The organism is Mesorhizobium sp. M0870, from assembly GCF_040319775.1.
Taxonomy (GTDB): domain Bacteria; phylum Pseudomonadota; class Alphaproteobacteria; order Rhizobiales; family Rhizobiaceae; genus Mesorhizobium.
This window is the reverse complement of the sequence record NZ_JAMYOI010000022.1, coordinates 55,131-76,436: the sequence shown is the minus strand read 5'-3', so window position 1 is coordinate 76,436 and position 21,306 is coordinate 55,131. Positions and strand designations below refer to the sequence as shown.

General features: G+C 62.9%; 21 protein-coding genes. 7 read left to right on the top strand and 14 right to left on the bottom strand.

From position 1 onward, the window contains the following. The first annotated feature begins 19 nt into the window (after positions 1 to 19). A complete protein-coding gene (locus tag NKH97_RS23785; protein ID WP_352798883.1) occupies positions 20 to 1,258 on the top strand; it encodes an MATE family efflux transporter in 1,239 nt (412 codons plus the stop codon). A gap of 30 nt (positions 1,259 to 1,288) precedes the next feature. On the opposite strand, the gene NKH97_RS23780 is transcribed toward NKH97_RS23785, so the two are convergent. Then, positions 1,289 to 2,497 carry an MFS transporter gene (locus tag NKH97_RS23780; protein ID WP_352798882.1) on the bottom strand — a complete coding sequence of 403 codons (1,209 nt, stop codon included), beginning with the start codon at positions 2,495 to 2,497 and terminating at the stop codon, positions 1,289 to 1,291. Positions 2,498 to 2,681: 184 nt separating this feature from the next. Continuing rightward, positions 2,682 to 3,083 (bottom strand): SH3 domain-containing protein, encoded by a 402-nt coding sequence (locus tag NKH97_RS23775; RefSeq protein WP_352798881.1) that lies wholly within the window; start codon positions 3,081 to 3,083, stop codon positions 2,682 to 2,684. 240 nt (positions 3,084 to 3,323) lie between these two features. Between NKH97_RS23775 and NKH97_RS23770 the strand changes: the two genes are divergently transcribed. Beyond that, positions 3,324 to 3,899: a TMEM175 family protein gene (locus NKH97_RS23770; RefSeq protein WP_352798880.1), complete on the top strand. Its 576-nt coding sequence runs from the start codon at positions 3,324 to 3,326 to the stop codon at positions 3,897 to 3,899. A 43-nt stretch (positions 3,900 to 3,942) separates the two neighbouring features. Here NKH97_RS23770 and NKH97_RS23765 read toward each other — a convergent pair whose 3' ends face one another. After that, positions 3,943 to 4,224, bottom strand: coding sequence for a hypothetical protein (locus NKH97_RS23765; protein WP_023813121.1), 282 nt, complete (start codon positions 4,222 to 4,224; stop codon positions 3,943 to 3,945). 188 nt (positions 4,225 to 4,412) lie between these two features. On the opposite strand from NKH97_RS23765, the gene NKH97_RS23760 reads away from it, so the two are divergent. Further along, on the top strand, positions 4,413 to 5,279 hold the full coding sequence (locus NKH97_RS23760) for an SDR family NAD(P)-dependent oxidoreductase (RefSeq protein ID WP_128303508.1): 867 nt from the start codon (positions 4,413 to 4,415) through the stop codon (positions 5,277 to 5,279). Between the two features lie 2 nt (positions 5,280 to 5,281). On the opposite strand, the gene NKH97_RS23755 is transcribed toward NKH97_RS23760, so the two are convergent. Continuing rightward, positions 5,282 to 5,707, bottom strand: coding sequence for a low affinity iron permease family protein (locus NKH97_RS23755; protein WP_352722485.1), 426 nt, complete (start codon positions 5,705 to 5,707; stop codon positions 5,282 to 5,284). Positions 5,708 to 6,114: 407 nt separating this feature from the next. Here NKH97_RS23755 and NKH97_RS23750 point away from each other — a divergent pair, with 407 nt between their 5' ends. Further along, the gene (locus tag NKH97_RS23750; RefSeq protein WP_352776047.1) at positions 6,115 to 7,215 is read left to right on the top strand and encodes a hypothetical protein; all 1,101 of its coding nucleotides are present in this window, start codon (positions 6,115 to 6,117) and stop codon (positions 7,213 to 7,215) included. Between the two features lie 105 nt (positions 7,216 to 7,320). Here NKH97_RS23750 and NKH97_RS23745 read toward each other — a convergent pair whose 3' ends face one another. The 3 genes from NKH97_RS23745 to NKH97_RS23735 form a co-directional block, all read right to left on the bottom strand. Further along, positions 7,321 to 7,614 carry a hypothetical protein gene (locus NKH97_RS23745; protein WP_352776049.1) on the bottom strand — a complete coding sequence of 98 codons (294 nt, stop codon included), beginning with the start codon at positions 7,612 to 7,614 and terminating at the stop codon, positions 7,321 to 7,323. Between the two features lie 190 nt (positions 7,615 to 7,804). Next, positions 7,805 to 8,446: a DapH/DapD/GlmU-related protein gene (locus tag NKH97_RS23740; RefSeq protein ID WP_352551811.1), complete on the bottom strand. Its 642-nt coding sequence runs from the start codon at positions 8,444 to 8,446 to the stop codon at positions 7,805 to 7,807. A gap of 68 nt (positions 8,447 to 8,514) precedes the next feature. Next, on the bottom strand, positions 8,515 to 9,006 hold the full coding sequence (locus NKH97_RS23735; RefSeq protein ID WP_352551976.1) for a CreA family protein: 492 nt from the start codon (positions 9,004 to 9,006) through the stop codon (positions 8,515 to 8,517). 228 nt (positions 9,007 to 9,234) lie between these two features. On the opposite strand from NKH97_RS23735, the gene NKH97_RS23730 reads away from it, so the two are divergent. From NKH97_RS23730 to NKH97_RS23720, 3 genes are all read left to right on the top strand, one after another. Beyond that, positions 9,235 to 9,813 (top strand): SCO family protein, encoded by a 579-nt coding sequence (locus tag NKH97_RS23730; RefSeq protein WP_128303538.1) that lies wholly within the window; start codon positions 9,235 to 9,237, stop codon positions 9,811 to 9,813. Between the two features lie 10 nt (positions 9,814 to 9,823). Beyond that, positions 9,824 to 10,696: a 50S ribosomal protein L11 methyltransferase gene (locus NKH97_RS23725; RefSeq protein ID WP_352776051.1), complete on the top strand. Its 873-nt coding sequence runs from the start codon at positions 9,824 to 9,826 to the stop codon at positions 10,694 to 10,696. A gap of 146 nt (positions 10,697 to 10,842) precedes the next feature. Beyond that, a complete protein-coding gene (locus NKH97_RS23720) occupies positions 10,843 to 12,687 on the top strand; it encodes an aminopeptidase P family protein (protein ID WP_352776053.1) in 1,845 nt (614 codons plus the stop codon). A 327-nt stretch (positions 12,688 to 13,014) separates the two neighbouring features. Here NKH97_RS23720 and NKH97_RS23715 read toward each other — a convergent pair whose 3' ends face one another. From NKH97_RS23715 to lpxC, 7 genes are all read right to left on the bottom strand, one after another. Next, positions 13,015 to 13,311, bottom strand: coding sequence for an AzlD family protein (locus tag NKH97_RS23715; protein ID WP_127296001.1), 297 nt, complete (start codon positions 13,309 to 13,311; stop codon positions 13,015 to 13,017). After that, complete coding sequence (locus tag NKH97_RS23710) at positions 13,308 to 14,036, bottom strand: AzlC family ABC transporter permease (protein WP_128303502.1); 729 nt, start codon at positions 14,034 to 14,036, stop codon at positions 13,308 to 13,310. The genes NKH97_RS23715 and NKH97_RS23710 overlap by 4 nt, the downstream gene beginning before the upstream one ends. A gap of 165 nt (positions 14,037 to 14,201) precedes the next feature. Beyond that, the gene (locus NKH97_RS23705) at positions 14,202 to 14,894 is read right to left on the bottom strand and encodes a DUF2461 domain-containing protein (protein WP_352442243.1); all 693 of its coding nucleotides are present in this window, start codon (positions 14,892 to 14,894) and stop codon (positions 14,202 to 14,204) included. Beyond that, positions 14,891 to 17,095, bottom strand: a complete 2,205-nt coding sequence (gene ligA / locus NKH97_RS23700; protein ID WP_127296004.1) for an NAD-dependent DNA ligase LigA — start codon at positions 17,093 to 17,095, stop codon at positions 14,891 to 14,893. Before ligA ends, NKH97_RS23705 begins: the two co-directional genes overlap by 4 nt. A gap of 170 nt (positions 17,096 to 17,265) precedes the next feature. Beyond that, on the bottom strand, positions 17,266 to 18,939 hold the full coding sequence (gene recN, locus NKH97_RS23695; protein ID WP_352442242.1) for a DNA repair protein RecN: 1,674 nt from the start codon (positions 18,937 to 18,939) through the stop codon (positions 17,266 to 17,268). Positions 18,940 to 19,158: 219 nt separating this feature from the next. Further along, on the bottom strand, positions 19,159 to 20,028 hold the full coding sequence (locus NKH97_RS23690) for an outer membrane protein assembly factor BamD (RefSeq protein WP_023813133.1): 870 nt from the start codon (positions 20,026 to 20,028) through the stop codon (positions 19,159 to 19,161). A gap of 261 nt (positions 20,029 to 20,289) precedes the next feature. After that, entirely contained in the window at positions 20,290 to 21,240 is a 951-nt protein-coding gene (gene lpxC / locus NKH97_RS23685; RefSeq protein ID WP_023813134.1) for a UDP-3-O-acyl-N-acetylglucosamine deacetylase, read from the bottom strand. Positions 21,241 to 21,306: the final 66 nt, after the last annotated feature.

The window sequence follows — 21,306 nt, the reverse complement described above, 5'->3', positions numbered from 1 at the left end:
CACTGTGTTCGGCATCGGCATGGCGGCCACCATCCTGGTGGCCCAGTCGGTCGGTGCCCGCGACCTGCCCGAGGCGCGCCGCATCGTCGGCACCAGCGCGACGTTCTTCTTCCTCGTCTCGGTTATCTTCGCGGTCTGCGGCTGGATCTGGGTCGACGCCATTCTCAACACGCTCGGCACACCGGCCGATGCCTTGCCGCTGGCGCGGTCCTATCTGCGGATCATCTTCGTCGCCGTGCCGATGATGAACCTTCTGTCCTTCGTCATGACCGTGCTGCGCGGCGCCGGCGATTCACGCACCCCCTTCTTCTTCATGGCGCTGGCCGTCGTCCTCGACATCGTGCTCAACCCATTGCTCATCGCCGGCATCGGACCGTTTCCCGAACTCGGCATTGCGGGCTCCGCCACGTCCACGCTGATCGGCCAGACGGTAAGCGTGATCGCCATCCTGATCGTGCTCTATGTGCGCAAGCATCCGCTGCGGCTGGCCGGCGCCAACCTCGCTCTGCTGCGGCCCGATCCCGCCTTGCTGCGCATCGTCGTCTTCAAGGGCGTGCCGATGGGTCTGCAGATGATTGTCATCTCCGCGGCGGCATTGACGGTGATGGGTATCGTCAATTCCTACGGCTCACAGGTCGCCGCCGCCTATGGCATCGCCGCCCAGCTGTGGACCTACATCCAGATGCCAGCGCTCGCCATCGGCGCCGCGGTGTCCTCGATGGCGGCGCAGAATGTCGGCGCCGGGCGCTGGGACCGGATCGGCCGCATCGCCGCCTCCGGCGTCGGCTTCAACCTGGTCCTGACCGGCGCGCTGGTTGCCGTGCTGTCGGTTTTCGACCGTTCGGTGCTGAGCCTGTTCCTGAGCAGCGACAGCGCGGCGATCGACATCGCCGTCCACATCAACAATGTCGCCTCGTGGTCGTTCATCCTGTTCGGCATAACCATCGTGCTGTTTGCCACCGTACGAGCCACGGGTGCCGTGATGCCGCCGCTGATCATCCTGATGATCTCGGTGCTGGTCGTGCGCACCGGCTTTGCCTATTTCATGCGTGGCGTGATCGGCGAGGAAGCGCTGTGGTGGAGTTTCCCGGCCGGCTCGATCAGCTCGCTTGTACTGGCGGCGGCCTACTACCGTTTCGGCCGCTGGCGCACCACGCACATGATCGAGAACAGGCCGGCGGCCGGCGAGCCGCCGGACACCGGTCTTGGCGTGCCGCGCGGACGCGCGCATCTTTCGCCTGAAACACCGAACGGCTGAAGCCAGGTTGCGCTGGATCGCCCCCAAACTTCAACGCCTCTGTTTCAATCCAAAACCCAGTGCCACCAGCGCAAACGCCACGATCATGCCGGCGAACGCCAGGCTGGCAGTGATGGGACTGGCATAGGTCGAAACGATACCGATGCCGATGACAGGCAAGGCATTGCCGACAAAGCAGCAGATGAAGAAGCTGGACACCACTTCGGCGCGACGATCCTTCGGCGCGATCTCGTTCACCACTTGCAGCCCGCCACGGTAACCAAGCGCCGCCGCAACGCCGCAACAGGCCGTCGCAGCAACCATCAGTGTCATCGAGGCCAGTATCTGCGCCGCCACCACCAACACCACGCTTGGGATCATCAATGCCAGCGCAGCCAGCATCGCCTTGTTGCTCTTCATGTGCATCAGAACGACGATGCTGATCGCGGTGACGATCGCCAGTTCGAAGAACAGCGCGCCGGCGATGGCGTGGTTGGTCACATGCAGCTGCTGCGCCAGGATGCTCGGCGCCAAGGCGGCGTAGAACCCGACCAGCGCCATCGCGCCGAAGCCGGTCACCGCCGGCGCCACGAAGCGCGCACGGATCTCCTCCGGGACGGAAAGTTGCGGCCGCAAGGAAATCCGCCCGAGGCCGCCCGGCTTCGCCACCGTTTCGCGAGTGCGCCAGACCAGGATCGTTACCACCACAAGTGCTGCCAGATAGACGATGAAGATCAGCCGCAACGGCCATGGTTCATATTCCCCCAGAAGTCCCGAAATCAGTGCGCCGAAGCCGAGGCCGAGGAAATTGGTGCTGGTGGCAATCACACTGGCGCGCGACTTGTCCGCGCCGGGAAGAAGCTCGGCAATCCACGCGGTTCCGGTCCCCGCGCCGACGCCGATGCCAAGCCCGCTCAGGATGCGGGCGACGTCGAGCGAGACGACGTTTCCGGCAAACAGGAAGACAAGCGCACTGACGATGGCGACAAGCATCGCCGCCAGGCTCGCGGGCCGGCGCCCGACGACATCGGACACCCCGCCGAACATCACCAATGCCGCCAGATTGCCGACGACATACACGGCGTAGATCAGCGTCAGGGTGATTTGTGAAAAGCCGAATTGCTGCTTGTACACGATATAGAGCGGCGTCAGCACCGTGCTGCCGGCAAACAGCACCGCAATCATCGCGGCGACGGTGGGGATTGCAAGAGCGTCGCCACCTGCTCCTTCGTGCGTATGCGCAAAATTGCGAATGGCCATGGCCAACCTCGTCACCAATTTCGGGGATCGAGGATTTAACGCGGTTTCATCCACGACGTTCCAGCCGACAGGGAGGCTCCTGACAGCACCGTGGACATTGCTTGAGCGGGATATCCGCCGGCTGAACAGGCTCGGATCGGGGCCAGCGGCTCCGATCCGTCCTCTATCGCTCAACCGGTCGGCCTCACCTGCAGGGGAAGCCGGGCGCGATCTTGCACTTGCCGGGGCGCGGCTTGTGCGGCGGGCGATGGTGTGGAGGACGGTGCGGCCTGTGCTGCCAGTGCGGCCGATGCGGCGGGCGCACGATGATGATCGGCGGGCGAACGATTTGGGAGCGTTCGAGATAACCGGCGCTGGCCCAGCCGCTCACGCCGCCGCCGTGGATTCTACACCAGCCCGGCTGGCAGCCGGTGACATTGACCCTGAAGCCAGCGGGCAGCGTTCCCACTCTGGCGTATCCCGCTCCCGGCCCGCTACGGACGTTGAGGTTGGTCGAGGTGTGGGCGCTGTAGGCGAAGGCCGCGGCCGACGTCCCGCAGACCGCGGCCAGGATGGTCGCGACCACAAGCAGAAAACGAAATCTCATCAGTCCCCTCCATTCGAATCCCGGCCGTACATCTGCTTCGGCCAAGACTGCCCTGCAAGAGGAGCGGCCAAGCCAAGAAAAGTCAACGGTGGGCGGCCGTAATCGTCCTGACCAGCGGGACTGATGCCGGATTTTCCTTGGACATGGTTGAGGAATTCCCCGGTTGCCATTTATTGGCTCCCCAACATCCGCTAGCGTTTACTCTCTTTCGACAATTCATCGCGGGCAAAGGTGGGACCCATGGGCAAAGGCAGGGTCGAGGCATTTACCGACGGCGTCGTGGCCATCATCATCACCATCATGGTGCTTGAGTTGAAAGTGCCGCATGGCGAGGATTTCTCCGCCCTGGTGCCGTTGTGGCCGATCTTCTTCTGCTACGTGCTGTCCTTCATCAATGTCGGCATCTACTGGAACAATTTGCACAACATGTTCCACGCCGTGCAGCGGGTCGACGGGCGCGTGCTGTGGGCCAACCTCAATCTGCTGTTCTGGCTGTCGCTGATGCCGGTGACGACAGCCTTCATGGGCGAGAACCACTTTGCGCCGGTGCCGGTCGCGGTCTATGGCACCGACCTCGCGCTATGCGCCATCGCCTACACCATACTCGCCGCCGCGCTGCATCGGCTGCACGGCAATGATACCGCCTTTGCCAAGGCGCTGGGTACTGACCGCAAGGGGAAGCTCTCGCTGGCTGTCTACATCGCAGCCGTCGTGCTGACCCTCGTCAGCCAGTGGATCGGCGTCGCGCTCTATGTGCTGGTCGCGATGATATGGCTCGTACCGGATACGCGCTTTGCGCGGGTGATTGAAAAGTAGCTGTCTTCACGTATTTCAAGGCAAAGCGCTGCCCAGAGTTGCGTTACTTGCGCATCGCTTTCAGTTTTTCCGCTACCGATGCGGCAAGGTCGGCATAGCGCTCCTCCAGCCGTTCCGCGGCCTTGATGATCGAGAAATCATGGCCGAACTTTTCCAGCGCCATACGCAGCTTCTCGACGAACTCGGCTTGTTTCTCCAAGGCGGAAAAGAGCGTCTTCACCTGCGTTTCGCTGATGTCGGGATTGGCCAGCATCTGCGGCACCTCGCGGCCCATCTGGTCGCCAATGGCGGTCTGTTCCTTCAGGATTGCAACCCAGTCCGTCAATCAGGAAATCTCCGTTTGCCCCCAGGGCTAAAGTTTGTTTTGTCCCCAGGGCAAAATCTCTTTTGCGGAGGCAAAGGGCAACATGCGCAGCCTCGACCGCACTGGTCAACCCGACAAGGCGAGCAGAGGCTTGCACCGGCCGGCTCCGGCGCTAAGTTCGGCGCCATCGAACAAGGAACCCATCGCCCATGATCACCGACGCCGAGATCCAGACCGCCCTGCCCGCGCTTGCCCCAGGCAATGCCGCCGTGATCACCGGCGCCGCCAGCGGCATCGGTCTGGCGGCCGCCAAGCGGCTTGCACTGATGGGCATGAAGATCGTGCTGGCCGACATTGGCGGCGCGCGGCTTGACGACGCCTCGCGCGCCGTTTCTGCGATTGCCGGCGACGATGCCGTGCTTGCCGTCGCCGCCGACGTTTCGAAGGCGGATGAGGTGGACCGCCTCGCCGAGAGGGCGTTCGGCGCCTTCGACGGCGTGTCGCTGCTGATGAACAATGCCGGCGTCGGCGACAATCCCGGAAAGCCATGGGAAAACCGCGATGCCTGGAAACGGCTGCTGGACATCAATTTCTGGGGCGTCGTGCATGGCGTGGAGGCCTTCGCGCCGCGAATGCTGGCCTCGGCCGGGCCGGGTTTGATCGTCAACACCGGCTCCAAGCAAGGCATCACCACGCCGCCCGGCAATCTTGCCTACAATGTCTCCAAGGCAGGGGTGAAAACCTTCACCGAGGGCCTGGCGCATGCGTTACGCAACGAACCCGGCGCCCATGTCGCTGCCCATCTGCTGATCCCCGGCTTCACCTTTACCGGCCTGACCGAGGGCGCGACGGAAAAACCGGCCGGCGCCTGGACCGGCGAACAGGTTGTGGATTTCATGCTGGAATCCCTGACCAGAGGCGATTTCTACATCCTGTGCCCGGACAATGAGGCGGCCCGCCCGCTGGATGAAAAGCGCATGGCCTGGGCGATCGGCGACATCATCGAGAACCGCCCAGCCCTGTCCCGCTGGCATCCGGACCACAAGGACAGTTTCGCGGCGTTCATGAAGGACTGATCTTAGGCCGCCTGCTTTTTCGACCCGCGCTTCCTCGTCACAACCTTCTTCGCTGCCATGTCGGCGATCTGTTCGTCATGCCGCTTTGCCGCACGCTCGCATTTGGCGCGGATTTCCTCGACTTCGGATTCGGTCAGATGCTCGATGCCTATGAAGTGGTTGTGGCCCTTGCCGACCCGGATCAGTTCGTCGAGCTTGGCCTGGATCGCCGCGCCGTCGCGGTTCTGAGTGTTCTGGATCAGGAAGACCATCAGGAAGGTGATGATGGTCGTGCCCGTGTTGATGACGAGTTGCCAGGTGTCCGAAAAGCCGAAGAACGGACCGCTCACCGCCCAGACGATGACGATCAGGCAACAGACGGCGAATGTAGGCGGCAGGCCGGCTATGCGGGCGACCCAGTTGGCGACCTTGGTGAAATGCTTTTCCATCTATCGTATCCTCGACGCTGCGGCGCGATGAGAAACAATCAGCGACCGTTTCAGGTTCCCGACGCAAACAAATACGTAAGTGCAATCGAATGCACGCATAAGGAGAATAAGGCAGAAAACACAGCTTATGGGTTCAATGTCACAGTAACCCTGCAGGCAAGAGTGCCTGTTCCTTCCGCTTCACAGCGGTTTACCTCCAGCCCCTTCCGCTGCGCCACCCCCGCATGGCGGAAGGGGTTTCAGTCCGGAGAGCGCGGAGCATGGTTTCCCGAAAGCGCCGACCGGCAGAAAGACGGACGGTCGCTCCACTTTCCCGCAGATTGCTTGGCAGCGCCGGCCTAGGCCTGCTGATGGCCTGTGCGACCGTGAGCGCCAGGGCAGAACCACCAACAGCACCGGCTGCCGAAATGGCGACCGATCCGACTATCACCGGCAGTCTCGAACGGCATTGGACCAACAACGCGCTGGACAGCGACCATGCGGTCAAGGACTGGTACACACTGTTGCGCGGTACGCTGCAGCAGCAATGGGGCGACAACGACGCCAACGCGAAACTCAGCGCGGACTTTCAGGTAACGCATTTCGACAAGACGTCGATCGAGGACGACCGCGGATTGTCGCTGTCGGCCGAGGCCTTCCGCCGGCTCGGCCCGGGTCTCGAACTGAGGGGATCGCTGAGCTATCGCGTCTCCAGCACCGGCGACAATCTGGACATCGGCCCGCTGACGCTGGGTACGCGCGAGTTCAAGCAGGTCTTCGGCGCCCAGACACAACTCGGCATCGACCTCGGCAACGCCACCTCGCTGATCCTCGAGGCCGCCGACAGCTACGAAAAGCTCGGCGCGACGCATTTCCAGGAAGATCTCATCCTGCCGGCGAAGCTGCATGCCGACCGCAATCTCTTCCAGTTGGCGGCTCGGGTCACCCAGACAGTTGGCCAGCTTGCCTTCGGCGCGTCCGCGTCCGCGCTGTTCGCCAGCGTTCAGGAAATCGGTTACCCGCCGCTGTTCCTGTCGTTCAACGCCTACACGCTGCGCGCCGAGGCGGCCTACAAGGCCACTGATGGCTCGACGCTCGGCGTGGCGTTGGGCGCGCAGTTCCTGCGTGGCGCCGACGACATCTACCGGCGCTGGCGCCCAACCTGGCAGGTCACCTTCGGCAAGCCGCTGCCGCACGGCTTCGAGCTGCGCGGCACCTATTTCGGCCGCTACGAAACGTCCGAAACCGACGATCCGCTAGCGTCATGGCTGCAGCGCGCGGAGCTGGAACTCGGCATGAAGGTGCGCGAGAACCTCGGCATCGCGTCCGGCATCTTCTATGAGCTCAAGGACAACCTGCTCTACGAGAACCAGGAGCGCCGCAAAGGCGTCTATGCCGAAGCGACGTACAACACGACCAAATCGATGGCCATTGTCGTTCGCGTCGACGTTTCCGAGACCTTCAAGACCGTGATCGACGAGCGCGAGCACACGGTCGATGCATTTGTGGGCCTGCGGGCGAAGATCTAGCTCATTCCCGCGCTTGACTGGGCAGACCCACAAGCGGAGGCAGGAGGGTGTTGAAGACCCTCCTGCCCACGACACGTGACAGATGATTGCCCGTGATTCTCCTGCTCAGCGGCGGCTGCCGAGCTTGTAGCTGTTGCCGCCAAGGATATTGACGCCGATACCGCTGAGAACGCCGGTAAGGACGTTGGTCTTGTTGCCGTTCAGAATGCCTTGGACGACATTGCCGCTCAGGATGTTGTTGCCACTCAGGATGCCATTGAGCGCGGTCACCTGGCCGACGCCGATGGACGGCGACACATTGATCAGGCTACCCGAGCTACCTCCCCAGCCGCCGGCATAGGCGCCGACAGTCGAGAACGAAACCATAGCAGCGGTGAGTACAAGTGCGAACTTCTTCATGACTTCTCTCCATTGATGCTAGTAGTGTTTTCTTCGACTTCTTACGACTTACCCCCGAACCGAGTAGTGCATTTTGCCGAAACTCTTGCAACTTTGGAGTGTTTCATTTCACGGATACAATCCGTTTTCCATTTCTTAACTTTAATATTTTACGTTAAGAAAATTGGTTACCGTCGAAGTCTTGAGCTGGTCAGACGGCGTCGTTTTCCCAGCGATCGAGGAACGCTTCGATCGGCATTGCCTGCATGTCGGGAACCGCTCTGGCCAGCTTTTCGACCGGCCAGTCCCACCAGGCGAGAGCTTCGATCCGCGCCGCGATATCCGGAGCGAAGCGTGGCCGGAGAGCCTTCGTCGGCACGCCGGCGACGATCGCATAGGACGGCACGTCACGCGTCACCACGGCGTTGGCGCCGATGACGGCACCGTTGCCGACGGCGACCCCAGGCATGATCACCGCGCCGTGGCCGATCCAGACATCATGGCCGATGGTCACCACTTTCGCCTGCCGCCGCTCGCGGAAGGCGGCATCGACGCCCAGCCAACGAAAATACTCGTTCGGCCGGTAGCTGAGCTTGTGCTGGGTCAGCCGCTCTATGGGATGCTCCAGCGCATTGATGCGGCTGTTGGCGGCGATAGAGCAGAATTTGCCGATCGTCGTGTAGATCGCTTCGCAGTGGCGTTCAAAATAGGAGAAGTCGCCGACATTCACCTCGCGCAGCACCACCCGCTCGCCGATCGAGGCATAGCGGCCGAGCTTGCACGCCTTCAGTTCCGCGGTCGGATGAATGCGCGGCTCGGAATCCTTCGGCACAAGACTTTCAGTACGGTCCATGCCGGCGGCTTTACCCCCGAGCGATTGGTCCCGCAAGCGGGACCAATCGTCCGAAGGTCGGCAGCCTGTTACGGCTTGCCTTTGCTCCACACCACGTTCTGACCGTAGAGCGGCACGGTGGTGACCGACATTTTGGCCGAGCCGTTCTGCACCTGGCGCGAATGCGAGAGATAGATCAGCGTCTCGTTGGCCTTGTCGTAGATGCGGTTCACCACCTGTTTCTTCCAGATCAGGCTGATGCCTTGCTTGAACACTTCCTCGCCGCCCTCGCTCATGTCGATGTCACCGATGGTGATCGGACCGGTCTGGCGGCAGGAGATCGAGGAATCGGACGGATCCTCGAACCAGTTGCCCTTGTGCAGGCGATCGATGATGCCGCGATCGAAATAGGAGACATGGCAGGTCACGCCCTCCACTTTCGGATCCTTGATCGCCTCGACGATGATGTCGTTGCCGAGCCAGTCGACGCCGACCTTGCCGACTTCCTCGGCGACCGCGGCACCGGCGCCAAGGACAACGCAGGCGGCCAAGGCGCCGCCGATCAGTTTCCGCCCAATCAGTCCGTGCCCAATCAGTCGTCGCCCAACCAGTCGTCGCAAACTAGCCTCCTGCGGTTCGAGTTGCCGGTCACAGGTGGGGCGAGCAGCCCGGCTTTGCAAGCAGATAGGTCGACACCGCCGCGGTTGCGGCAACGCGGCACTTTGCCTGTGCGAGGCCGAACCGCTAAGACTGTCGCACAGGCGCGGCATTGAGCCGGCGCGGCGATTTCTGCAGACGGACTTTTGATGATGATGCGTTCTATCCTGGTCGGCATTCTCGTCCTGATGGCGGCCGGCATCGGCTGGCTGACCTTCGACTGGTACCGCGGCCACTATGGCGGCGAACCGTTCGGGGCCGCCTTCACCCTGGTCGACCAGAAAGGCACGCCGATCACCGAAGCCGCCTTCAGGGGGCAGCCCAGCGTCGTCTTCTTCGGCTTCACCCATTGCCCCGAGGTCTGCCCGACCACGCTGTTCGAACTGGCCGGCTGGCTGAAGACGCTCGGCGACGACGGCAAGAACCTGCACGCCTATTTCGTCTCGGTCGATCCCGAGCGCGACACGCCGGAAGTGATGAACGCCTATGTCAGCAATTTCTCCGACCGTATCGTCGGCATCACGGGCGCTCCGGACAAGGTCCATGCCATGGCCAAGTCGTTCGGCATCTACTGGAAGAAGGTCGACACCGGCGACGGCGACTACACGATGGACCACACCGCCTCGGTGCTGCTGCTCAACGCCAATGGCGACTTTGCCGGCACCATCGCCTACGGCGAAAGCGCCGATACGGCCATCGCCAAGCTGAAGCGGCTGGCGGCGAAAGGCTGATTACCATTTCATGACCCAGACGCGCCTTTACTTCACCACCGGAAAGACCGAGTCCGTCAGCATTTTTGCGGCGCTTGAGGCAGCCTTCGAGGAAGAAGGGCTGCCGATCGCCGTCCTGGAGGTCGACGAGGACAAGGACATCCACGAAGTGTCGCTCTATGCCGATGGCGACGTCGATGCGGTCGAGACCCGTTTGAAGGACATCCTTGCCGGGCTTGCTTTGTCGAAGCCGATCAAGCGCGAGGCCCTGCCCGACATCGACTGGGTGGCGCATTCGCTGGAAGAGCTGAAGCCGGTGCGTGCCGGCCGTTTCTTCGTCCACGGCGCGCATGACCGCAGGAAACGCCACAGCGGCGAGCTCGCCATCGAGATCGAGGCCGGCCTCGCCTTCGGCACCGGCCACCACGGCACCACCGCCGGCTGCCTGGAAATGCTGGAAAGAGTGGTTCGGCGCGAGCATCCGCGCAATGCGCTCGACCTCGGCACCGGCAGCGCGGTGCTGGCGATCGCCGTCGCCAAGCTGGCGCATATTCCTGTGCTGGCCACCGACATCGATCCGGTGGCGGTGCGGGTGGCTGCCGCCAATGCGCGGCTCAACCACGTCAAGGCACTGGTGGAAACAGCAACCGCGCCTGGCTTTCACCATCCGATCTTCGGCAAGCGCGCGCCCTTCGATCTGATCGTCGCCAACATATTGGCGCGGCCGCTGATGCGGCTGGCGCCGCAAATGGCTGGTCACATCGCACTTGGCGGCTCGGTCGTGCTGTCAGGCATCCTCGAGCGTCAGCGCGACGCCGTCATATCGGCCTATGTCGGCCAGAATTTTCGCCACGTGCGCACCTTGCACCGCGAAGGCTGGGTGACGATCCATCTGAAGCATTGAGGCATGCAGGCCGGCAACGACCGAGCTTGGACCAAGTTCCGCCGATTGTCAGCCAAGCGATGCTGTAGCAGGTTGCGCCCAGCCGGAAATCGATTCCGATTTCCGCGACCGTACGCTACGGTTGCGCTGACCGCAGGAGGCCCACAATGTTCCAGACCTTCGATTCCGCCGGCGACCCGGCCGTCGGTAAACCGCGTGTGGCGTTGCTGCGCCAATGGCTTGAAGCCAACGGGCTGGACGGCTTCATCGTGCCGCGTGCCGACGAGCATCAGGGCGAATATGTCGCCGACCGCTCGGCGCGGCTGAAATGGCTGACTGGCTTCAGCGGCTCGGCCGGTGTCGCCATCGTCCTGCGCGACCGCGCCTTCGTCTTTGTCGACGGGCGCTACACGCTGCAGGTGCGCAGCGAGGTCGATCTCGACGTCTTTTCGATCGAAAGCCTGGTCGACAATCCCCCGGCCGTCTGGCTGAAAGACAATCTTGGCAAGGGCGCACGGCTCGGCTTTGATCCATGGCTGCACACGATCAGCGAGGTCAAGGCGCTGCAGGCTTCGGCCGACAGATCGGGCGCTGTGCTGGTGCCGCTCGACAAGAACCCGATCGACATTATCTGGAAGGATCAGCCCGAGGCGCCGGTGGCTCCCGTCGAGCTTCACCCGATCGGCTTTGCCGGCGAGCTTGCCAAGGACAAGCTGGCGCGGCTGGCGGCGGCGATCGCCAAGGATGGTGCCACCCATGCGGTGCTGACCGACCCCTCCTCCATCGCCTGGGCCTTCAACATCCGTGGCGGCGACGTGCCGCACACGCCGCTGGCGCTCGGCTTCGCCATCCTCGCCGCCGATGGGTCGCACCAGCTTTTCATGGATAAGCGCAAGTTCTCGCGCCAGGTCGCGGCCTACCTCACCCAGCTCGCCGAGCCGCATGAGCCCGGCGAATTCGAAGCGGCGATTGCGGCACTTGCCAAGAGTGGCGCGAAAATCGCGCTCGATCCGGTGCTGGCGGCCGACAGGCTGCGCATGCTGGTCGAGGCCAATGGCGGCACCGTGATCGCCGCAGCCGACCCCGCCCGCATCCCGCGCGCCACCAAGAACCAGGCCGAAATCAACGGCTCGCGCGCCGCGCATCGGCGTGACGGTGCCGCCGTGGCGAAGCTTCTGTGCTGGCTGGAGCGGCAAAAACCCGGATCGCTCGACGAGATATCGGTGGTCACCCGGCTGGAGGAACAGCGCCGGCAGACCGGCGAAGAGACCCAGATGCCGTTGCGCGATGTCTCCTTCGACACCATTTCGGGCGCCGGCCCGAACGGTGCCATCATGCATTACCGCGTGTCGCGCGCCACCAGCCGTAAGCTGCAGGCCGGCGAGCTGTTCCTGCTCGATTCCGGTGCGCAGTATCAGGACGGCACCACCGACATCACGCGCACCGTGCCGATCGGCCAGCCGACGCAGGAGATGCGCGAACGCTTCACCCTGGTGCTGAAAGGCATGATCGGCATTTCCACCTTGCGCTTTCCCGCCGGCACGCGCGGCTCCGAGATCGATGCCGTCGCGCGCATGGCGCTGTGGAAGCACGGTTGCGACTTCGCCCACGGCACCGGCCATGGCGTCGGCTCGTATCTGGCCGTGCATGAAGGGCCGCAGCGTATCGCCCGCACCGGCACCGAAAAGCTGCTCGAAGGCATGATGCTGTCCAACGAGCCGGGCTACTACAAGGAAGGCGCCTACGGCATCCGCATCGAGAACCTGATCCTGGTGACGTCGGCGCAAGAGATCGAGGGCGGCGATATCGCCATGCACGGCTTCGAGACGCTGACGCTGGCGCCGATCGACACAAGACTGGTGCAGTCGGACCTCCTGACGCGCGACGAGTTGCACTGGCTGGACACGTACCATGCGCGCGTGCTGACCGAGATCGGCCCGATGCTCGACGGCGAAACGCTGGCCTGGCTGGAGAAGGCGACAGCGCCGCTGCCGCACGACGCGAAGATTTGAGGTGAGCTTCTTTCTCCCGTTTACGGCAGGACTATCGCGTATGGAATTCTTGAGATGGCTGCCCGGCACGGACCCCCACCCCTAACCCCTCCCCACAAGGGGGAGGGAGACTTCCGTTGGCGCTGACCCAGGAGAATCGCCTGTCTTTTCGGCGCCAAGAAGAATTAAAGGCACGCGGCAGCGTTCCCTCCCCCTTGTGGGGAGGGTTAGGGTGGGGGTTCTTCTTCGCAAGAATCCATACGTGACAGCCCGGCCGTTTACGGGGAGAAGTGCCCGGCAGGGCAATAAAGGCGGCGCTAACGTCCAAACCGATTCGCGCTTAGAATTTTACCCCACGAACTGCCGCGCCAAAATCAGCACTGCCGCACCCGCCAGAAACATCGCCATCAACCCACCGCGCAGCGAGACGACCGCGGTGACCACCAGAGCCGCCCATTCCGCCGGCCCGGCATTCAACAGTTCCGGCGCCACCAGCGTCGTCAGCACCGCCGCCGGCACGGCGTTGAGACCGGCCTCGACGCGCGGATGGATGGTTTCGAAGCGGGAGATGACCAGATGCCCGCCGATGCGCGTCAGATAGGTCGCGATTGCGCCGGCGATGATGATCCAGAAGGTCGTGCTCATGGCCGTGCCTTTACGCCGCTGTGATGGGGAGGCAGGATGACCGCCAGCAGCACACCGGCAACAGCGCCAATCGAGACATGCCAAGGCGAGCCCACCGTCTTGTAGGCGATGATCGAGGCGGCGGCGCTGGCGACGACCACCGGCAGCCACAGCGGCCGCTTGCGAAAGCCCAGCACGAGACCGAGGAAATAGATCGGCAGCAGGAAATCGATGCCGAGCGCATGCGTGTCGGGGATCAGCTTGCCGAACAGCGCGCCAAGCGCGCTTTCGACGATCCAGAACAGATAGACCGGCAAGCCAAGCCCCAGATACCAGGCAAAGCCGACTGTCTGGCCCGATTGCGCCCGCGCTTCGGCTACCGCGAATTGCGGATCGGTGAGGATGAAATAACCAAGTGCCTGCTGGGTGACAGGCCAGTGCGCGATGCGCCGGCCGATGCCTGCGGAATAGAGCACGTGGCGGAAATTGACGGCGAAGATCGACAGCACGATCAGCCACGGCGCCACATGCTGGCCGAACAGCTGGATGCCGACCATCTGGCTGGCGCCGCCATAGACCAGCGCGCTCATCAGGAAGGCTTCCAGGACCGAGAAACCATTGTCGACGGCGAGCGCACCGAACAGCACCGCAAACGGCGCCGACGCCACCACGACAGGCATCGACAGCCGCACGCCCTGCCAGAAATCGCTTCTTTCGCTGCTCTCCGAAATTGCGTCCGTCGCCATCAACCACTCCTGATACATGTCGCCCAAAAGTGCGTAGCAGGGATAACGACATGCACAACAACAAGGGAAGCGCGGTATGTAGGTGGCGCGCCTCGCCGTGTCACACGAATTCGCTTGAGCCAAACGATCAGCGGAAATGATCGCTGGATCGGCTGAGTTAGACGCTTATTCCTTCGGGATCTTGCCCTCAATCGCCCTGCCCCAGTCGAGCAGCGGCTTGGCGCGCAAGGTGAAATCGACGAGTTCATCGACCAGATCAGCCGTATGGATTCCGGCCGGATCGATGACATGCTGGACATAGAAATGCCGGTGGCGGATGGCGGCGACCAGATCGGGATCGCTGATTTCCTCGAAGCCGCGTGGCGTACGCTTCATACGGCCTTCGGTCTCGAGTTCAAGCCGGTTCTTCTTCAGCGCCGCCACCAGGGCGCGAAACTTGTCCGGCTTCGTCGCGACGGCTTTGCGCATCGCCAGCAGCAGCGCAGGCTCCGGCTGCCACCAGGCAATGTCGGCAAAGCAGCGCTCAAGCCCGATATGCACGTAGAACACGCCCTGCTCCATCTTGGTGCCGTCGGGCGACAGGATGGCCGACAAATGCCTGTTGTAGGGCCGCTTATCCCTAGCGAAACGCACGTCGCGATTGATCCGGAACAGCGACTTCTTGCGGTCGCCGCGCAGGCCGAGACCTGCCTCCGCGAAGCGCGCGGTCAGCGTCTCGACGAGATCACCGAATGGATCGCGCAAATCCTTTTCGAAGAGGTCGCGATTCTCCAGGAACCACTCGCGGCTCTGGTGGAAATCCAGCGCCTTGAGGAACGGAATGGCTTTGGGGCCGAAGCCGCTGAACGGTCCGGTCATGCCTTGCCGATCCGCACCAGCCAGGCATCCTCGTCGATCACCTCGATGCCGAGTTCGCTGGCGAGCTTCAGCTTGGAGCCGGCACCTGGCCCGGCCACGACAAGATCGGTCTTCGCCGAAACCGAGCCCGCGACCTTGGCGCCGAGGCGCTCCGCCATCGCCTTGGCTTCGGAGCGTGTCATCTTCTCCAGCGAGCCCGTGAACACGACCGTCTTGCCGGCGACCTCGCTGTCGGCCGAGACGTTGACGATATACGGCTTCGGCTTGACTTGGCGGAGCAACGCGTCAAGCACGTCGTCATTGCGCTCATTGCCGAAGAAGTCGCGCAAAGCATCGATCACGGTATCGCCGATGCCGTTGACCGAGGGGAAAACTGTATGTGGATTCTCCGCTGCCGCTGTCTCCTTGCCGACGCGGATCAGCTCCTCGATGGTCGAGAAGGTGCGGGCAAGCACGGCGGCCGTCGTTTCACCGATATGGCGGATGCCGAGCGCGAAGATGAAGCGGTCCAGCTCCGGCTCGCGGCGCGAATCGATGGCGGCGAACAGCTTGTCGAGGCCCTCATAGTTGCGATCCTCGACGCTGCGCACATTCTTGCGTGTCTTGCCCGATGCGGCCTCGCGCTGCCTTGCCTGCTCCTCACGGCGCTCGGCCAGCGCCCTGGTGACAGCCGGACGGCGGTCCCTGAGCGTGAAGATATCGGCGGCGGTCTTGATCAATCCCGCATTGAAGAACGTGTCTATGTTTTCCGCGCCGAGCCCTTCGATGTCCAGGGCGCCGCGTGACACGAAGTGGCGCAATCCCTCCACCGCCTGCGCCGGGCAGATCAGTTCGCCGGTGCAGCGCCGGCGGGAATCTTCCTTGCCGGTCTTTTCGTTGATCTCGCGCGTCGCCGGCGAGCCGCAGATCGGGCAAGTGTGAGGGAACTCGTAAGGCACCGCATCAGCAGGCCGCTTGTCGATGACGACGCTGACGATCTGCGGAATGACATCGCCTGCCCGCTGGATCACGACCGTATCGCCGATGCGCACATCGATGCCATCTCGGATCGGCTCGCCGGTGCTGTCCAGGCCCTTGATGTAGTCCTCATTGTGCAGCGTGACGTTCTCGACCACGACGCCGCCGACAGTGACCGGCGCCAGCCGCGCAACCGGCGCCAGCGTACCGGTACGGCCGACCTGGATGTCGATCTTCTGCACGGTCGTCATCGCCTGTTCGGCCGGAAATTTATGCGCGACCGCCCAGCGCGGTTCGCCGGTGACGAAGCCCCATCGGCGTTGCAATTCCAGCTGGTCGACCTTGTAGACGACACCGTCGATATCGTAGCCGAGCGCCGAGCGCTGCTCCTCGATCCGATGATAATGCGCGATCAACTCCTCGGCCGATTTCGCCCGCACCATCAGCGGACTGATCTTGAACCCCCACTCGGCGAATTTCTGTACCGAATCATATTGGGTCGGAGCGGGATCCGCCGAGGTGTAGCCCCAGGCATAGGCGAAGAATTTGAGGTTGCGGCTGGCGGTGACGGACGGATCCTTCTGGCGCAGCGACCCGGCCGCCGTATTGCGCGGATTGACATAGTCCTGGCCGCCGGCCGCTGCCGAGCGTTGCTTCAGCGCCTCGAATTCCGCATAGGTCATATAAACCTCGCCGCGGATCTCGATGGTTTCGGGCCAGCCCGAGCCTTTCAACTTCGCAGGGATGTCGGCGATAGTCTTCAAATTGGCGGTGATGTCTTCGCCGACGGCGCCGTTGCCACGCGTCGCGCCCTGCACGAACACACCGTTCTCGTAGCGCAGCGAAGCCGACAGCCCGTCGATCTTCGGTTCGGCGGTGAAGGCGATGTCGAGCTCCTTGTCGCGATCGAAGAACCGCCGCCCGCGTTCGATGAAATCCGTGACGTCATCGTCGGTATAGGCCTTGGCAAGGCTGAGCATCGGCACGGCGTGGCGCACCTTGGTAAAGCCTTCCGCGGGTGCTGCACCAACCCTCAGCGATGGCGAGTCCTCGCGAACCAGCGCTGGAAAGCGCTCCTCGATGGCAAGGTTGCGCCGTGCCAGCGCATCATATTCTGCATCGGTGATAACTGGCGCGTCTTCGGTATGGTAGCGCCGATCGTGCTCGGCGATCTCTTCCGCGAGGCGCTTCAGCTCAGCTTCGGCCTCGCTTTCGGTCAGGGCATCGACTGGTTTTTCGGACATGGTTTTGCACCTGGCTGCTGTTGGCCCGGGACAATAGATCAGGATTCGGATGGAAGGGAGCTGAATTCTGACAAAACCACGCCGAAACAGCAGGATGGAGCCATATGCTGACTCTGTTCGTGTGTCGAATTTCACCAGTTAGAGGCACCCCCGATCGGGAAGCAGCGCCATCAGGAAACGGCGGTATTCTCACGCAGCAGCCGCTCCGCGGCGGCGCGCGCCTCGTCGGTGATGGTGGCGCCGGCCAGCATGCGTGCGATCTCTTCCTGCCGCGCCGGCCGATCCATTTCGGCAATGCCTGTGGCGACACGGTCGGTGGTGCCGGATTTGGAGATCAGGAAATGCGTCGCCGCGCGCGCCGCCACCTGTGGTGCGTGCGTCACCGACAGCACCTGCACGCGCTTCGACAGCCGCGCCAGCCGCTGGCCGATAGCGTCGGCGACAGCGCCGCCCACACCGGTGTCGATTTCGTCGAACACCAGCGTCGGTGCCGAGCCGCGGTCAGCCAGCGCCACCTTCAGCGCCAGAAGGAAGCGCGAAAGCTCCCCGCCGGAGGCCACTTTCATCATCGGCCCGGGCCGCGTGCCTGGATTGGTCCGCACCCAGAATTCGATCTGATCGATCCCCTCTTCCATGCGGCTTTCGACCTCGCTCTTCATTTCCACGATAAAGGCGGCGCGTTCGAGCTTCAGAGCCGGCAATTCCGCCATCACCGCCTTGGTCAGGCCGACCGCCGCCGCATGACGAAGCGAGGACAGCTGCGCGGCGGCAATGTCATAGGTCTCGCGCGCGGCAGTGGCCTGCTTTTCCAACCCGTGCAGGCGCTCCTCGCCGGCATCGAGATCGGCGAGATCGGCCGACATCGTGTCGCGCAGCTGCGCCAAATCGTCGACGGCGACGCTGTGCTTGCGCGAGGCCGCACGCAGCGAAAACAGCCGCTCCTCCGCTTTCTCCAGCCGTTGCGGATCATATTCGGTGGCGCGCAATGCTGCCTCGACGCCCGATTGCGCCGCGTCGAGCGACAGCATCGCCTCATCGAGCGATTTGACGACATCGTCGAGCAGGCCGGGCGCCTCCGTCACCTTGCGCTGCAGCCGCCGCAGCAGGCTGGCCAGTTGCGGCAAGGGCGAGGACGGGCCGGATAGCACATCCTGCGCATCATGGATTTCGGAAGCGATCTTCTCCGCTCGCATCATCGACGCCCGCAGTTCGGCGAGATCGGTCTCCTCGCCCGGCTGCGGATCGAGCTTCGTCAGTTCCGCCACCGCCGCGCGCAAATAATCAGCCTCGCGCGCCGCCGCCGCCACCTTGGCGCGGTGTCGCGACAGCTCCTGCTCGCAGGCGCGCCAGTGCCGCCATGCCTCGCCGGTCGAGCGGACGGCGCCGAGATGGCCACCGAAAGCATCGAGCACCTCGCGGTGCGCTCCGGGATCGACCAGCGCGCGCTCGTCATGCTGGCCGTGGATCTCGACCAGCGCGCGCCCGACATCGCGCATCAGGGTGACGCTTGAAGGCTGATCGTTGACGAAGACGCGGGTGCGGCCGTCCGCCGTCTGCAGGCGGCGCAGGATGATGTCGCCGTCATCCTCGATCGCATTGTCGGCAAGCAGCGTACGCGCCGGATGGTTACGCGGCACGTCGAAGACGGCGATGACCTGCCCCTGCGCCGCGCCATGGCGCACCAGCGAAGCATCGCCGCGCGCTCCGAGCGCCAGCGACAAGGCATCGAGCAGGATGGATTTTCCGGCACCGGTTTCGCCGGTCAGCACCGAAAGACCCGGCTGGAAGTCGATATCCAGCTTCTCGATCAGGACGATATCGCGGATCGACAGTCTGGAAAGCATCAGAACCCAAATCTAGAACGGCACGCGACGGTTTGGAGTCGCAGCGCCGCACTATCTTTTTGTTTGAGCACCGGATCAATCCGAAAAAGCGCACGCTTCGATCCGAGTGCTCCAGGCAGGTTCCGCAAAAGTGTCGTGCGGTTTTGCGGCTAAAACCCGCGACAAGCAACAAAACCAGGCAGACGGCGCGTTGGTGAAGCCTGCAACGTCTGCTTGGGATCAGGCGCCGGTGATCATCTTTCCGGCCTTGGATATCCACGACCCGGCATTTTCGCGCGGTGCAAGCCCATTGCTCTGCAAGAGCTTGTATGAATCCTTGTACCATGAACTGTCAGGGTAATTGGTGCCGAGCACGGCGGCGGCGGTCTGCGCCTCCGAGGTCAGACCCATCGCGTAATAGCTTTCGGTCAGGCGGGCGAGCGCCTCCTCGACATGGCGGGTGTTAGAATAGTTCTCGACCACGGTGCGGAAGCGCTTGACGGCGGCGATGTATTCACGCCGCTCGAGATAGTAGCGGCCGATCTGCATTTCCTTACCGGCCAGCTGATCGTTGGCGAAGCGGATCTTTTCCTTGGCGTCGTCGACATATTCCGATGTCGGCCAGCGCGTGACCAGATCCTGCATCGTCTGGACGGTCTGACGCGCTTCCTTCTGGTCCTGCGTCACGTCCTTGATCTGACGGTAGTAGCTCAAGCCGATGATGTACTGCGCATAGGCGGCGTCATCGGTCGACGGGTAAAGCGTGAGATAGCGCTTGGCCGAGCCGATCGCCTCATCGTAATTGCCCTGGCGATAGTCGGCGAAAGCGCCCATCACCATCGATTTGCGGGCCCATTCTGAATAGGGATGCTGGCGGTCGACGGCGTCGAACTTCTTGCTCGCCTCCTGCAGGCGCCCGGCATTGAGATTGGCAAGGCCCTGATTGTAGAGAACATCGGCCGGCTCGGTCTGGTCGACATAGGTCGACAGGTCGATATCTTTCTCCGACGACATGCAGGCCGACAGAAAGAGCGATGGAACAACTACTGAAAGCGCCAGGAAAACAGCCCTCTGCGGTGCTTTCAATTGACCAACTCGCTTGAAGAACATGATTGGATCTCGCCCTTTCGGCGCCATTTCAATGCCAGTTGCATGCCATTGTTTCAAAACTGGTCCCCACTTTTGAACGACATGCATAATCGACGGCAGCAGCCATAAACCATAACCGCCTTGCCCGACAACGCTATCTCCGGCCAATCGCACATTTTTGTGGCGGCCGGACGCAGCTTGGACGTCAATGCAATTTCACTGGCGAGTGGTGCATTCCTGCCACATGCGCTATCGCCCATGGAACCCGAAAAACCCGGGAAATCAGATCATCCAGGGCGCGTAGAGTGGCGCATTGACGGCGTTCATCTCGGCGCTGCGGCCACGCTCGCGGCGTGTCGTCTCGACGATTTCGAATGCCGTGCGGTCCGAGAGCAGACGGCGCAGGGCCGCGGCATTCATCCTGTGGCCGCCGCGATAGGAGCGGAAGCAGCCGATGAAGCGGGCGCCGGCCAGCGCCAGGTCGCCCATGGCGTCCAGCGTTTTATGGCGCACGAATTCGTTGGGATAGCGCAGGCCGCCCATATTGATGACGCGGTTGTCGTCGCCGATGACCAGCGAGTTCTCCAGCGAGGAGCCGAGCGCATAGCCTGCAGCCCACAGCCGCTCGACATCCTTCATGAAGCCGAAGGTGCGGGCGCGCGCGATGTCGCGACGGAAAATATCGGCATTGAGGTCGGAGGCAAACAGCTGACGGCCGATCGCCGGACTTTCGAAGTCGATCTCGATCTCGAAACGGGTCCCGTCATAGGGGCGAAACTCCGCCCACGAGGCGCCGTTCTCGATGCGGACCGGCTTGATGACCCTGATATAGCGGCGCTTGACCGAAAGCGTCTCGATGCCCGCCTGATCGATGGCTTCGACGAACGCCATGGCGCTGCCATCGAAGATAGGAACCTCGGAACCATCGATCTCGACAGCGACATTATCGATGCCGAGCCCAAACAGCGCCGCCATGATGTGCTCGACCGTGGCGATGTGCTCGCCAGCGGGATCACCAAGCATGGTGCACAGGTCGGTAGCGCCGACTTCCGAGACCAGGGCACGAAACTCGCGGCCCTGCTCCGCACCGTTGAAAAGCTGGAAAACGATGCCGGTGTCGGCATCCGCGGGCACGAAGCTGATGGACACTTCCTTGCCGCTGTGGACGCCGGTGCCGGTAAGCGACGCGCGCGTCTTCAATGTCGTCTGATAGTCGTGCAAGACAATCCCCATAAGCCCGTAATGCCTAGGTCCGCTTCTCCAGCCCGAGGGCGCGGCTCTTGTGTGAATCGGCTGGCA

Excerpts from the sequence above, each read along its gene's own strand:
- NKH97_RS23785 (WP_352798883.1), top strand. The coding sequence starts at position 20 with ATGGCGGCCACCATCCTGGTGGCCCAGTCGGTCGGTGCCCGCGACCTG.
- NKH97_RS23780 (WP_352798882.1), bottom strand. The coding sequence starts at position 2,497 with ATGGCCATTCGCAATTTTGCGCATACGCACGAAGGAGCAGGTGGCGAC.
- NKH97_RS23775 (WP_352798881.1), bottom strand. The coding sequence starts at position 3,083 with ATGAGATTTCGTTTTCTGCTTGTGGTCGCGACCATCCTGGCCGCGGTC.
- NKH97_RS23770 (WP_352798880.1), top strand. The coding sequence starts at position 3,324 with ATGGGCAAAGGCAGGGTCGAGGCATTTACCGACGGCGTCGTGGCCATC.
- NKH97_RS23760 (WP_128303508.1), top strand. The coding sequence starts at position 4,413 with ATGATCACCGACGCCGAGATCCAGACCGCCCTGCCCGCGCTTGCCCCA.
- NKH97_RS23755 (WP_352722485.1), bottom strand. The coding sequence starts at position 5,707 with ATGGAAAAGCATTTCACCAAGGTCGCCAACTGGGTCGCCCGCATAGCC.
- NKH97_RS23750 (WP_352776047.1), top strand. The coding sequence starts at position 6,115 with ATGGCGACCGATCCGACTATCACCGGCAGTCTCGAACGGCATTGGACC.
- NKH97_RS23745 (WP_352776049.1), bottom strand. The coding sequence starts at position 7,614 with ATGAAGAAGTTCGCACTTGTACTCACCGCTGCTATGGTTTCGTTCTCG.
- NKH97_RS23740 (WP_352551811.1), bottom strand. The coding sequence starts at position 8,446 with ATGGACCGTACTGAAAGTCTTGTGCCGAAGGATTCCGAGCCGCGCATT.
- NKH97_RS23730 (WP_128303538.1), top strand. The coding sequence starts at position 9,235 with ATGATGCGTTCTATCCTGGTCGGCATTCTCGTCCTGATGGCGGCCGGC.
- NKH97_RS23725 (WP_352776051.1), top strand. The coding sequence starts at position 9,824 with ATGACCCAGACGCGCCTTTACTTCACCACCGGAAAGACCGAGTCCGTC.
- NKH97_RS23720 (WP_352776053.1), top strand. The coding sequence starts at position 10,843 with ATGTTCCAGACCTTCGATTCCGCCGGCGACCCGGCCGTCGGTAAACCG.
- NKH97_RS23715 (WP_127296001.1), bottom strand. The coding sequence starts at position 13,311 with ATGAGCACGACCTTCTGGATCATCATCGCCGGCGCAATCGCGACCTAT.
- NKH97_RS23710 (WP_128303502.1), bottom strand. The coding sequence starts at position 14,036 with ATGGCGACGGACGCAATTTCGGAGAGCAGCGAAAGAAGCGATTTCTGG.
- NKH97_RS23705 (WP_352442243.1), bottom strand. The coding sequence starts at position 14,894 with ATGACCGGACCGTTCAGCGGCTTCGGCCCCAAAGCCATTCCGTTCCTC.
- ligA (WP_127296004.1), bottom strand. The coding sequence starts at position 17,095 with ATGTCCGAAAAACCAGTCGATGCCCTGACCGAAAGCGAGGCCGAAGCT.
- recN (WP_352442242.1), bottom strand. The coding sequence starts at position 18,939 with ATGCTTTCCAGACTGTCGATCCGCGATATCGTCCTGATCGAGAAGCTG.
- NKH97_RS23690 (WP_023813133.1), bottom strand. The coding sequence starts at position 20,028 with ATGTTCTTCAAGCGAGTTGGTCAATTGAAAGCACCGCAGAGGGCTGTT.
- lpxC (WP_023813134.1), bottom strand. The coding sequence starts at position 21,240 with ATGGGGATTGTCTTGCACGACTATCAGACGACATTGAAGACGCGCGCG.